The following is a 13,115-nucleotide window of genomic DNA, read 5'->3' on the forward strand; positions in this document are numbered from 1 at the left end:
AATTAGACATTTAAGATTTCGTCCGGCCGTCACTGATAACATGCGGTCGTGGGACCGGGTCAAGCCTGAGAAGCGTCTTGCCCCTCGCCCGGAACACTTGCAAAGGTCGCAATTGTCCCGGACCGTCCGTGGTGTAAAGCCGAAACACCATCGGCTAAACGCCACCTTCACGACTGATATTATCAGTGGCAACCTCCGATTATCTAACAGAATAATAATATTAAACAAATTTTAGCGCAGGCGAGCAGAATTGGTGTGCTGTGTCAGCAATGTCAGCCGGCGTTTTTTAGCCGACTGATATTGCAGGGCACTTCAGAGACGTGGTTTATCGGCTCTGAAGCGAGGCCACAGACCGCACTTTGGCTGTGACCGTCCCTTATAGCACACCGGTTCTGATCGACGGAGCGGCTAATTTAGTCACAATTATCAGTAATAAGCAAAAAAGATGGCTCCTAAGAAATGAATTCTTAAGGGCCATCTTTTTTTGGTGGAATATTCAATTATAAAGTTTATAAAAAAATATGCCGTCAAACGTGATTTTAGGTAACAAAAAACGCCAGGCACAAAAAATTGTGGTGGCGGTTTGTTGCGCTAAACGCGCGTTACTTTACCTGATTTCAAAGTCCGAGCTGAAACCCAAACCTTCTTTGGTTTACCATCAACTAAAATGCGAACTTTTTGCAAGTTAGCTTTCCAGCTGCGGCGGCTGTGGTTTAAGGCGTGAGAACGCGTGTTACCAAAGTGCGTCCGCTTACCCGTAACGAAGTCTTTTGCCATGTTGATCTGCCTCCTTCGGTAATCATTGATAAAAGGTCGTTGCTTTATCATTCACTTGAATAATTTATCATAGTTTAATACAGGTTGCAATACATTTCTATCAAGTAATTTTACTTTACTGCTAAATTCCTACGCTGCGGGCTTTCAATAGCACGGTCGCTTGATTTTTCTTTCATGGGTTGTTGTGCTATGATAAACTATCGTAAATGAGCGCGTTAAAACAAGGAGGCTATTTTCATGGCTGTCAAAATCAAAACGCAATTTGGAACAATCGATATCGATAATGATGTTATTGCGACGGTCGTCGGCGGTGCCGCGACGGATAATTACGGGGTTGTCGGCATGGCTAGTCGTAATCAAATTCGTGATAATTTAAATGAAATTTTACGCCGCGAAAATTATGCGCGGGGTGTCGTCGTTCGTCAAGAAGACAACGGTGTCGCCATTGATGTCAATGTCATTGTTAGTTATGGCACTAAAATTTCAGAAGTTTCACGCAATGTCCAAGCCAAGGTCAAATATAATTTGCAAAACATGCTTGGCGTTACGGCCAATTCGGTCAACGTCATTGTCCAAGGTGTGCGGGTAATGAACGACTAAATTGAAGTTGGTGTAAGCCAAGGAGGAATTTTGAAATTGAAAATCACCACGATTACTAACCTTGAATTTGGCAAAATGGTGCAAGCTGCTTCTCAAAAGCTAAACCAACGTGCTGAGTTCATTAATTCTTTGAATGTCTTTCCGGTACCAGATGGTGATACCGGGACTAATATGAGTTTGTCGATGGCCAGCGGGGCGAAATACGAACGCGAAGAAACCAGTACCCAGGTGGGTGACTTGGCTTCAGCCCTTGCCAAAGGTCTATTAATGGGTGCGCGCGGAAATTCTGGCGTGATCTTGTCACAAATTTTTCGGGGCTTTTCGAAAAACGTTGCCGGTAAAGCAACGTTAGACGCCAATGATTTGGCAGAAGCCTTCGCAGCTGGCGCTCAGACGGCTTATAAGGCCGTTATGAAACCTACTGAGGGAACTATTCTGACTGTCATCAGAGAAGCTGCTGGTGCCGGTAAAAAGGCCGCCAAGAGCACTGATGATATTTGTGAGGTTATGACCAAGGTCGTTGACGCAGCGGAAGCAGCACTGAAGTCAACGCCTGATTTGTTACCTGTTTTGAAGCAAGTCGGGGTTGTAGACTCCGGTGGTCAAGGTCTAACTTTTGTATTGGAAGCTTTTAGTGACGCCTTAAGTGGCAAGATCGATGAATCTAAAGACTACGTCCCAGATGACGCTGAAATGGATTCCATGATCGACGCTGCCCATCACCAAAGTGTCCAAGGGAAATTAGATCCTAATGATATCAAGTACGGTTACTGTACTGAAATCATGGTTCGAATCGGCGACGGTAAGCTTGTCGATCATAAATTCGACTACGATACTTTCTACGATTACTTAGCAAAACTAGGTGATTCGTTACTCGTCATTAACGATGATGAAATTGTTAAGGTGCACGTGCACACTGAACATCCCGGCGATGTCATGACTTGGGGCCAACGCTTTGGTGCGTTGATCAAAGTTAAAGTGGATAACATGCGTTTACAACAAGAAACCATCATGGAACATGACCAAGAAGAAACGAGTGCTGAAAACAAAGTAGCCGCAGCGGAATCCGCACAGCCACAAATCGACATGCACGGGTATGCCATTATTTCAGTTTCATCTGGTGATGGGATTGCCAAGCTCTTCACGGGCTTAGGTGTAACGCACATTATCGCTGGCGGTCAGACGATGAACCCAAGTACGGCGGATATCGTTAAAGCGGTCAACGACAGTGGTGCCAAACAAGCCCTTGTTTTACCAAACAACAAGAACATCTTCTTAGCTGCTGAACAGGCGGCGGAAGTGGCTGACGTTCCGGTCAAAATCGTTCACAGTAAGACGATTTCGCAAGGGATGACGGCGATGTTGGCGTTTAATCCAGAAGCCGACTTGGAAGACAACCAGGCTGAAATGGAAGACACGCTTGATACGGTCATCAGTGGACAAGTGACCCACGCGGTTCGGGACACGACTATCGACGGCTTGGAAATCAAGAAGGCTGACTACATGGGCTTAGTGGACGGTAAAATCGTGATCACGAACCCTGACCGTGAGACGGCAACGTTGGACATGGTTAAAGCCATGCTTGATGAAGACAGCGAACTCGTCACGATTATTTATGGTGCGGATGCCACTAAGGCGGACGCAGATAAATTAGCAAAAGCTGTTCAAGCGTTAGATAGTGAACTTGAAATTGAAATTCACGAAGGGGACCAACCGGTTTACCCATTCTTGATTTCAGTCGAATAAAGTTAGCTTAATTAAATAAATTATGCAGATTGGGGTTGGGCTTGTTAAGGTGCCAGTCCCTTTTTGTGTTTTAATTAAAGGTTGGAAGTTAAATTTAGGAATTGGTTACTGTTGTATCAGTATTTAGACTAATACAAATGAGTTAGTCTGGTTGCCACTGATGCCACCCGATGGAGCGGTAACTAGGTGTTTGGTCAGTCATTAAAGTCTTTGGTATAATTGACACATAATCTTTCGGAAAGGGTGTGCGGAGATGGCACAACAATTAAGTGACGCCGTGGGAACGCTGAGTGGTGTTGGTCCAGCACGACAAAAAGCGTTAGCGGAACTAGGTATTAATACGGTCGCCGACCTTTTAACGTACTATCCCTTTCGCTACGATGATCTCCAAGTCAAAGATGTTAATGAAATTGCTGATCAGGAAAAAGTGACTTTAAAGGGAACCGTTGCGTCGGAACCAGTTTTAGCACGATTTGGCCGTAAAAAGAACCGCTTGAACTTTCGGCTGTTGATTGAACACGACGTTTACATGGTGACCTTTTTTAACCAGCCGTACTTGATGAAACAAATTGAGACGGGCCAACCGATTGCCGTTTACGGTAAGTGGGACGCTAAGCGTAGTAGTCTGACTGGGATGAAGATTATTAACCCTAATAACGCCGACGAAGCGTTTGGTTCAATTTATCCCGCTAGCAAGTCGGTCCGGCAAACGACACTTCAGAAGTTGATCAAGCAGGCGTATGACAATTACGCCGATTTGTTGGTCGATATCGTGCCGCCGGCGTTAGAGACGAAGTACCGGTTACTGTCGCGGCGTCAGATGGTCCATGATATGCATTTTCCAGCTAGTCAGGATGCGTCTACGGCGGCGCGCCGCTCTGCCACTTACGAAGAGTTCCTATTATTTCAAATGCAGATGCAAGCACTCAAAAAAAATGACGCGACGACTAATGGGATTGCGATCCACTATGACAATGACCGTTTAAAAGCGTTTATCAAGACGTTGCCGTTCGAATTGACCCACGCGCAAAAGCGGGTGGTCAATGAGATTTGTCTGGATTTAAAATCATCACAGCACATGAACCGGTTGTTACAAGGGGACGTGGGTTCTGGTAAAACCATTGTGGCCGCCATTGTGATGTATGCGGCCATTACTGCTGGTTATCAGGCGGCCTTAATGGCACCGACTGAAATTTTGGCGGAACAACACGCCAATAATTTGGCCCGGGTGTTTGCGGATACCGGTGTTAACGTTGCGTTGCTGACGGGTTCAACGAAACCCGCGGCCCGCAAGACGCTGTTAGCGGCTTTAGCTGCTGGTGAAATCAATCTTTTGATTGGGACGCACGCCTTAATTCAAGACGGGGTCGAGTACGCCAACTTAGGATTGGTCATTACGGATGAGCAACACCGTTTTGGGGTCAATCAACGGGCGGCCTTCCGGCAAAAAGGTGGGCAGCCAGATGCGTTGGCCATGACGGCGACGCCGATTCCCCGGACGTTAGCGATTACCGCGTATGGTGAAATGGACGTATCAGAAATTGATGAACTGCCCGCGGGTCGTCAACCGATTCAGACGACGTGGGTGCGCAGTAATCAGGCCAATTCAGCCCTGAGTTTCGTGCGGCAACAAATCGATGCCGGCTCACAGGCTTACGTGGTGACACCACTGATTGAAGAATCGGAAACACTGGACGTCAAAAACGCCGAAGCGTTATCCGCTAATTTGCAAGATTACTTTGGTCCGTCGATTAAAGTTGGTCTGTTACACGGGCGTTTAAAACCGGAAGAAAAGGAAGCTGTTATGGCTGAATTTAAAGCGGGTGACCTACAAGTGTTAGTCTCGACGACGGTCATTGAAGTGGGGGTTGATGTTAAGAACGCCACCATCATGATGATCTACGACGCTGACCGGTTTGGTTTGGCTCAGCTCCATCAATTGCGGGGCCGGGTCGGCCGGGGAAGCAAAGCGTCGTTCTGTATTTTAGTAGCTGACCCTAAGAATCAACAGGGGATTGAACGGATGCAGATTATGACCAAAACGACCAATGGTTTTGTGCTTGCCCAGAAGGACTTAGAATTACGGGGTGCTGGGGACGTGCTGGGCGTCAAGCAATCGGGGATGCCAGCCTTTAAAGTTGGTGATCCGATTGCGGATTTGAACGTTTTACAAGTTGCTCAGCAAGACGCACACGCCATTGTGCAACAAGCAGATTGGCAAGATCAACCGGACAACCGGGCACTGGCCCAATATTTAAAAGTGAAATTAGCAGCGGTCGGGACCTTAGACTAGCTGGTGAATACGAGAGGAAATGGTGACAAGATGATCAAGATTGCGATCGATGCCATGGGTGGCGACTACGCCCCTAACGCAGTAATTGAAGGGGTCGAACAGGCCCGCGACTTATTTGAGGACACGGTCTTTTTACTTTACGGTCAACGGGACGTCATTACTGCCCAGTTAAAGAACCGGGAACGCATCCAAATTATTAATGCTGACGAAGTGATTACGATGGAAGATGAACCGGTACGGGCCGTGCGCCGCAAAAAGAATTCATCGATCGTGATGGCGGCGCAAGCCGTTAAAGACGGTCAGGCCGACGCCTTTTTCTCTGCCGGTAATTCGGGTGCGGTACTAGCAGCCGGGTTATTTATTGTTGGCCGGATCAAAGGGATTGACCGTCCCGGATTAGTTACGGCTTTACCCGTCGTCCGCAATGCGAACCAGTCGAACTTTGTGATGATGGACATTGGGGCTAACGCTGACAGTAAGCCGTTAAACTTGCAACAATACGGTGTGTTAGGGACTTACTACGCGGAACGTATGATGCACGCGAAGAATCCGCGGGTCGCCTTACTTAATAACGGGACGGAAGACGATAAGGGAAATAAGGTGCATAAAGCAGCCTTTGAGTTACTTTCCCAGACGGCCGACATTAACTTCGTTGGTAACGTTGAATCTCGTGATTTATTGAACGGGGTTGCGGACGTGGTCGTTACCGACGGTTTTACCGGTAACGCCGTTTTAAAGAGTATTGAAGGTACTGCCCGTTCTATGCTAGGACTAGTGAAGGACGCCGTTTATAATACCGGGGTCGGTGGTAAACTAGGTGGCTTGCTCTTAAAGAATGGGTTCAATCAGATTCGTTCTCAAATGGACTACTCACAGTACGGTGGGGCCGTCTTATTAGGCTTGCAGGCGCCCGTTGTGAAGGCGCACGGTTCCAGTAAAGCACCAACCATCGTTAATACGATTCGTCAAATTCGGCAGATGGTCAGCACGGATCTCGTGCCCGGTGTGGCGGAGTACTTTGCCACCCAGCAAGCTAATCAGCAAGCAAGTGTAGACAAGCCCGCGGAAAACGATTAGAATACTTTAGTGAATTCAAGTTAGTGAGGAGTTTCTACATGACGAAAGAAGAAATTTTTAATAAGATTGCGGCCATCATTGCTGATCGTTTTGAAATTGATCAAAGTAAAGTTACCAATGAAATGAATCTGCAAAAGGATTTGGACGCTGACTCCATTGATTTTGTCGAATTTGTCTTGGAACTTGAAGATACCTTTGGAAGTGAAATTTCTGACGAAGATGCCGAAAAGCTTTCAACGGTTGGTGAAGTTGTCGATTACGTCGCTGCTCACCAAGCAAAATAATGGTCCTCAAAAAGCAGGTCTCCCGATTGGGAACCTGCTTTTTGAATATTAGGGGGATCACACCTAATAAAATTGTTATTAAACAGCCAATCATAGTATAATATTTAATTGTATCGGTATTTTGTTTAAGGAAGGAAGCACAATATGATTACAGAATTAGCTGCGATGCTCAAAGACCGTTTTGGGATCGTTTTTAACAATCCTGATTTATTAGCGGAAGCCTTCACACAGGCCTCATACGTCAATGAACATCAGGATCAAAACTTGAAGTTTTATGAACGGGTCGAATTTTTGGGGGATGCCGTCTTGGAATTAGCCGTATCCGAGTATTTATACAAACGCTATAAAGACATGCCCCAAGGCAAGTTGACTCGCCTCCGAGCTGCGATGGTGTGCGAAGATAGTTTCGCCAGTTTCGCGCGGGAGTGCGGGTTTCCGCAATATATTCGCTTAGGTAAAGGGGAACAAAAAGCCCGGGCGTGGGAACGTGATTCCCTCCTTTGCGACATTTTTGAATCCTTCGTGGGCGCTTTATACCTAGATCAAGGCCGTGAACCAGTCTTGAAGTTCGTTCGCCAAGTCATCTTTCCTAAGTTGGATGAAGGCCGCTTTGACGGGGTCTTTGATTATAAGACCACGTTGCAAGAATATTTACAACGAGATGGCGATGTTGCTATCGACTATCAACTCATTGAACAAGATGGTCCGGCCAACGAACGGTCTTACGAAATTGCCGTCTTAGCCGATGGTAAAAAGATTGGTCAGGGCTGGGGACATTCCAAGAAGGAAGCCGAACAAAGCGCTGCGCACCAAGCTTACACTCAAGCACAACAGCAGGATTAGTTTTGACTGTGACAGTGAAGTATAGCTATCGAAATATTTTATATTGTCGTTAAGTAACGATTAATAATTACAGGAAGTTTGTGTCGAATGCAACTTAAATCATTAGAAATCAGCGGCTTTAAGTCCTTTGCCGATAAAACCAAAATTGATTTTCAAGCCGGAATGACTGGCATTGTCGGCCCAAACGGTAGTGGTAAGAGTAACATTATCGAAGCCATTCGCTGGGTCCTGGGCGAGCAGGCTGTCAAAAGTTTGCGTGGAACAAAAATGACCGACGTTATCTTTGCCGGTTCTGCAAACCGCAAGCCGCTCAACATGGCAAAAGTCACGATTACGTTTGATAATAGTGATCACTTTTTACCACTAGACTATGCGGAAGTCAGCATTACGCGTAAATTATTCCGGAATGGTGACAGTGATTATCTGATCAATAATCAAAGTTGCCGGCTAAAAGACATCACCAACTTGATGATCGATACGGGGCTTGGAAAAGATTCCTTCTCCGTCATTTCACAAGGTCGAGTTGAGGCGGTCTTTAACGCCAAACCGGAAGATCGTCGGAGTATTATCGAAGACGTTGCGGGTGTTTTAAAGTACAAAAAGGATAAAAGTACCACGGAGGCTAAGCTAGCAGAAACGACCGACTATTTAGATCGGGTCAATGACATCATCGCGGAACTTGCGCAACAAAAAGGACCGCTGGAGCAACAAGCTAGTTTAGCTCGGGATTATCAGGATCAAAAACAAAAGTATGACGATTTAGACCGTTCACGGTTAGTCAAAAAGATGACAATTGCGCACGATCAATTAGTCACGGTCAACCAAAAGCTGACCGGCGCCAAGACGCTCGTTGCCCAGTACCAACAACAAGTTGATGCTGGTGCGACCAAGTTGGCAACGTTGACGGCTCAACAAGCTGAACAACGCCAGTTAAAAGATCAACTGGCAGCCAAAAACTTGGAACTGACGAAAACGATCGAAAATACGCAGGGGCAACAAGGGGTCGACGCCGAACGCCGGCAGAACCAGCAGGCCACGCAAAGTCGTTTACAAGCGGAACTGGCTAACGCCACGGATCAGCTGGCTAGTTTGGGTGAACAGCGATCCCAACTAACCGCACAGCTGAGCCAACAACGCGAGCAAATCAAAAAGTTGAAGGCGACGGTCGCCGAGTTGACAACGGCGACTAGTGAAGCGGGACGTAAACAACTGGCTGATCAATTAACTGCGTTGCGCAATGCGTACGTAGATGAGAAGCAGGTTCAAGCCGAACTAAATAATGAAGCTAAGAACTTAGTGAAACAGCACCAACAAGCGGGGAACCAAACCGATGCGTTGGCCCAACGTTTAGTGACCGCCCAAGCTAACCTTAAGCGGGCACAAACGACGGTCGATGTTCATAACCGTGACCAGAGTACCTTGCAAAATCAATTGACGCAGCAACAAACTGCACTAACACAGCAACGGGAACAGTTTAAAGCTAACGCCGTTAAGATTGATCAGCAACAGCAACGGTGGTTAGATGCTGCCGGGATGATGCAACGCGAAAAGTCACGGTTAGAGGCGTTACAATCGGTCCAAGAACGTTACACGAATTTTTACGCCGGTGTACGAATGGTTTTGCAACATCGGCAACAGTTTGCCGGTGTCGCCGGCGCGGTCTCTGAACTGTTAACGGTCCCAAGTTCATATACAAAGGCCGTGGAAGTCGCGCTTGGTGGGCAATTACAAAACATCGTTTGTGATACCCAGCAGACGGCCAAGGTCGTGGTTAACTTCTTAAAGCAGAACCACGCTGGTCGGGCGACCTTTTTACCAGTTGACCGGATTCAGGCCCGGCAACTTGCCGTCAATACTGAACACGAGTTGCAACAACAACCCGGTGTTTTGGGTATTGCCAGTGAACTGGTCGACTGTGAACCCCAGTTACTAGCGATTAAGCGCTATTTACTGGGTACGACGGTCATTGTTGATACGTTAGATCACGCCATGGCCATTTCGCGGACCCGCCGTTTCCGTTGCAAATTAGTAACGGTTGGTGGCGAAACGATTGCGGCCAGTGGTGCGATTACCGGTGGTGCGACTCGTCACGATGACAACGGACTGCTACAACAGCAACAGTCCGCTGAAAAGATTGCGGCGAACGTCGACCAAATGCAAGGCGAACTAATCACTTACGAAAAGGACTTGGCTGACGCTAAGAAAGCTAATCAGGACCTCTCTTCACAGATTGAGACGAATCAACAACGGCTGAGTGACTTAAAGGATCAGTTGAATCAGGTCCAAGCTCAGTTACAGGCGGCTCAAAGTGAACAGACTCAATTGGCGCGTCAGGTTAAAGCCCTCGATTATGAACAACGCCAGCGTAGTCAGGCCGATGATAGTTATGAAGACCAGGTTACGCGTAACGAGCAGGCTAAGGCCGATAACGACGCTAAGTTGAAAGACTATCAGGCACAAATGGCAACCGTTGAACAGCAGCAAAACGACTACGAAGCCTACCAAAAGGCGCAAAGTAGCCGGCTGCAAGACCAACGTGAACAACTGGTCACGTTGCAGGAACGGTGTAAACAAACGCAGGTCCAGGTCGAACAGTGTGACCAACAAGTCCAGCAACAGACCCAGGCGCAAGCGCAAGCGCGCGCTAGTTTGGAAGAAATCAAGACGGACCTTGCGAGTCAACAAATGTCGGTACAGGAACGGGCATCGGTCCTTAAAACGGCTCAAGCCAGTCAGGCTAAAGTATTGCAGGCCCGTAAAGACTGTGACCAACGATTAGGGGACCTCAACGACACCGTTGAAGAGCTTTCAGATCAACAGGTTCGCAATCAGCAACTGGCTGCTGCCGCAACTGATGATTACCGGCGTCTTGAGTTAAGTCAAACCAAGTTAACCGGTGAAGTCGATCATGCAACGGCGGATTTGGCCGAAAAGTATAGCTTGACGGTCGAAGCAGCCAAAAGCGATGTCAGTGACTTAGAATTGCCTGCCATTAATGAGCAGTTGAAATTGTTAAAACGCGGGTTGGATGAAATTGGGACGGTTAACCTAGGTGCGATTGAGGAGTTTGATCGCGTGAAGGAACGTTACGACTTCTTAAGCTTGCAGGCTAGCGATTTGAAAGAATCTAAAGCCCACCTGTTACAAACGATGGCTGATTTAGATACGACCGTTGCGACCCGCTTTAAGACGGCCTTTGACCAAGTTGCTAAACAGTTTAGTACGATTTTTGTGCAAATGTTTGGTGGTGGAAAGGCCGAATTAATTTTGACCGATCCGGAGCACTTGCTGACGAGCGGGGTCGATATTATGGCCCAGCCACCTGGCAAGAAGTTCCAACGGTTAAGCCTATTATCTGGTGGGGAACGGGCGTTGACGGCCATCACCTTGCTATTTGCAATCTTGGCGGTTCGTCCAGTGCCGTTTAGTATTTTGGATGAAGCTGAAGCCGCGTTGGACGATGCTAACGTTGACCGTTTCAGCCAATATTTAAATGACTTTCAAACGGGGACACAGTTTGTCATCATCACGCACCGTAAGGGAACGATGATGCATGCCGATGTCTTATACGGTGTCACCATGGAAGAATCCGGGGTCTCCAAAATGGTCTCGGTATCCTTAGCAGATCTTAAAAATGAACAAAACTAATTCAAATAAGAAAAGGAAGTGTTCAACATGGGACTGTTTAGTCGCCTGAAAAAAGCATTCAGTTTACCTGAATCTGAAGAATCCCAAGCAAGCGCGGCGGCGAGTGAAGCCGTTGACAGTGAAACTAGTCAGGCAAGTGCTGGCACTAGTGACGTTGAAAGCGTCGCTGCCAGCAGTGCGCCAGTCGAGAGCACGGTAGCTAGTAGTGAAGCCCCAATTTCTGAGGCGCCCGTTTCGGCTCAAGGCGTTTCCGAAGCACCCGTTGTAGAATCAGTTGCGGCTGAATCAACGGCGTCACAGGCACCTGCTAGTGAGGCAGAATCAACTGAAGCTGATTCTGCCTCAGCCCCGCAATTAACAGCGAGTGAAGCCGTTGCGAAGTCAATTGCAGCTTTGAAAGCAGCGGTTGCGAGCCAAAGTGCTTCTGTAGCAGCACCTGCTAGCGAAGAAGCGGCCACTGTAGACGAGTCGAGTGACGTGCCAGAAGCAGTCTCGGCAGCAACCAGTGCGGCTGTGGCTGAATCTGAGGTATCAGCTGAAAGCGAAGCGGAACCAACTGAAGCGCAGCGTTACGATGAAGGCTTGAAGAAGTCGCGGAAGACCTTTGGGGATCGCATCAACGCCTTTTTGGCCAACTTCCGGCACGTTGATGAAAGCTTCTTTGACGACCTGGAAGACACGTTGATTGAATCCGATGTGGGTTATGAAACGGCAATGCGGATCAGCGACGAGTTACGTGACGAAGTAAAGCTTCAAAACGTTAAGAGCAAGAAAGAAATTTCTAGCGTTATCGTTGAAAAGTTAGTCGATATGTACGGTGAAGCCGGTAAAGGCGAAGATAATTCGATTCACATGGCGAAAAGCGGCCCAACCGTGATCCTGTTTGTTGGGGTCAACGGGGCCGGTAAGACGACGACCATCGGTAAAATGGCAAACATGTATAAACAGCAGGGCAAAAAAGTCCTACTGGCTGCCTGTGACACGTTCCGGGCGGGTGCCATTCAACAACTGCAAGTTTGGGGCGAACGGGACGGCGTTGACGTTGTTGCTGGCCCTGAAAAGAGTGATCCAGCCTCCGTTTGCTTTGACGCGGTCAAGAAAGCTAAGGCCGAAGACTACGACGTGCTCTTCGTTGATACCGCTGGTCGGTTGCAAAACAAGGTCAACTTGATGAACGAGTTGGAAAAAATCAAGCGGGTCATCACGCGTGAAATCCCAGATGCACCGCACGAAGTCTTACTAGTGCTGGATGCTACGACTGGACAAAATGCGTTGAATCAAGCGAAACTGTTCAAGCAGTCCACGAACGTGAGTGGCATCGTTTTGACGAAACTCGACGGGACGGCTCGTGGTGGGATCGTGTTGGCGATTCGAAACGAACTACACCTCGCCGTGAAGTATGTTGGTCTAGGTGAAAAAGTAACTGATTTACGGCCATTTAACGCCAATGACTTTGTCTACGGGCTATTTAAAGATGTCATTACAGCCTAAATGAATAATCAAGATGGTGCTTAGGACTCGCTCTTAAGGACCATCTTTTGTGTTTGGGTAAAGTCTAACTTAGCCGCTACGTTGGGTAGCCTTGGGTTGCTATGGGGGACGGCCCCAGCCACACTGCGGTCTGAGGCCTCAATTCAAAGCCGATAACCCGCGTCTTTGAACTGCCCCGCAAGATTAGCAGGAAAAAGTCCTGCCAATCTTGCCGACACAGCACCCAAAGCTACCCAACTTCGCTAAAAGAAATTTTACGATTGTTATCACTGGAATAACTGACAAGCAACTAATTTTTATTAGCTCAGATCTTGATACAACGGGACTTAATTCCAAATGTCCTATGCAACCTCTAG

General features: G+C 47.6%; 9 protein-coding genes. 8 read left to right on the forward strand and 1 reads right to left on the reverse strand.

Going from position 1 to position 13,115, the window contains the following annotated elements; all coding sequences use genetic code 11:
- Window positions 1-591: 591 nt before the first annotated feature.
- Window positions 592-777, reverse strand: coding sequence for a 50S ribosomal protein L28 (rpmB, locus tag IV64_RS09670; RefSeq protein WP_057707039.1), 186 nt, complete (start codon window positions 775-777; stop codon window positions 592-594).
- Between the two features lie 237 nt (window positions 778-1,014).
- Here rpmB and IV64_RS09675 point away from each other — a divergent pair, with 237 nt between their 5' ends.
- The 8 genes from IV64_RS09675 to ftsY all read left to right on the forward strand — a co-directional run bounded on the left by IV64_RS09675 (window position 1,015) and on the right by ftsY (window position 12,759).
- Window positions 1,015-1,377: an Asp23/Gls24 family envelope stress response protein gene (locus IV64_RS09675; RefSeq protein WP_057707040.1), complete on the forward strand. Its 363-nt coding sequence runs from the start codon at window positions 1,015-1,017 to the stop codon at window positions 1,375-1,377.
- A gap of 36 nt (window positions 1,378-1,413) precedes the next feature.
- Window positions 1,414-3,123, forward strand: coding sequence for a DAK2 domain-containing protein (locus tag IV64_RS09680; protein WP_057707041.1), 1,710 nt, complete (start codon window positions 1,414-1,416; stop codon window positions 3,121-3,123).
- 253 nt (window positions 3,124-3,376) lie between these two features.
- The gene (gene recG, locus IV64_RS09685) at window positions 3,377-5,416 is read left to right on the forward strand and encodes an ATP-dependent DNA helicase RecG (protein ID WP_057707042.1); all 2,040 of its coding nucleotides are present in this window, start codon (window positions 3,377-3,379) and stop codon (window positions 5,414-5,416) included.
- A gap of 30 nt (window positions 5,417-5,446) precedes the next feature.
- Window positions 5,447-6,493 (forward strand): phosphate acyltransferase PlsX, encoded by a 1,047-nt coding sequence (gene plsX, locus IV64_RS09690; RefSeq protein WP_083491634.1) that lies wholly within the window; start codon window positions 5,447-5,449, stop codon window positions 6,491-6,493.
- 38 nt (window positions 6,494-6,531) lie between these two features.
- Window positions 6,532-6,777, forward strand: a complete 246-nt coding sequence (acpP, locus tag IV64_RS09695) for an acyl carrier protein (RefSeq protein WP_057707043.1) — start codon at window positions 6,532-6,534, stop codon at window positions 6,775-6,777.
- Between the two features lie 144 nt (window positions 6,778-6,921).
- Window positions 6,922-7,620 carry a ribonuclease III gene (gene rnc / locus IV64_RS09700; RefSeq protein ID WP_057707044.1) on the forward strand — a complete coding sequence of 233 codons (699 nt, stop codon included), beginning with the start codon at window positions 6,922-6,924 and terminating at the stop codon, window positions 7,618-7,620.
- Between the two features lie 87 nt (window positions 7,621-7,707).
- On the forward strand, window positions 7,708-11,268 hold the full coding sequence (gene smc, locus IV64_RS09705; RefSeq protein WP_057707045.1) for a chromosome segregation protein SMC: 3,561 nt from the start codon (window positions 7,708-7,710) through the stop codon (window positions 11,266-11,268).
- Between the two features lie 27 nt (window positions 11,269-11,295).
- Window positions 11,296-12,759, forward strand: coding sequence for a signal recognition particle-docking protein FtsY (gene ftsY / locus IV64_RS09710; protein WP_057707046.1), 1,464 nt, complete (start codon window positions 11,296-11,298; stop codon window positions 12,757-12,759).
- Window positions 12,760-13,115 lie beyond the last annotated feature (356 nt).

Origin of the sequence: Lactiplantibacillus xiangfangensis (assembly GCF_001438845.1) — a bacterium.
Lineage (GTDB): Bacteria > Bacillota > Bacilli > Lactobacillales > Lactobacillaceae > Lactiplantibacillus > Lactiplantibacillus xiangfangensis.

Excerpts from the sequence above, each read along its gene's own strand:
- acpP (WP_057707043.1), top strand. The coding sequence starts at position 6,532 with ATGACGAAAGAAGAAATTTTTAATAAGATTGCGGCCATCATTGCTGAT.
- ftsY (WP_057707046.1), top strand. The coding sequence starts at position 11,296 with ATGGGACTGTTTAGTCGCCTGAAAAAAGCATTCAGTTTACCTGAATCT.
- recG (WP_057707042.1), top strand. The coding sequence starts at position 3,377 with ATGGCACAACAATTAAGTGACGCCGTGGGAACGCTGAGTGGTGTTGGT.
- rnc (WP_057707044.1), top strand. The coding sequence starts at position 6,922 with ATGATTACAGAATTAGCTGCGATGCTCAAAGACCGTTTTGGGATCGTT.
- smc (WP_057707045.1), top strand. The coding sequence starts at position 7,708 with ATGCAACTTAAATCATTAGAAATCAGCGGCTTTAAGTCCTTTGCCGAT.
- plsX (WP_083491634.1), top strand. The coding sequence starts at position 5,447 with ATGATCAAGATTGCGATCGATGCCATGGGTGGCGACTACGCCCCTAAC.
- rpmB (WP_057707039.1), bottom strand. The coding sequence starts at position 777 with ATGGCAAAAGACTTCGTTACGGGTAAGCGGACGCACTTTGGTAACACG.
- IV64_RS09675 (WP_057707040.1), top strand. The coding sequence starts at position 1,015 with ATGGCTGTCAAAATCAAAACGCAATTTGGAACAATCGATATCGATAAT.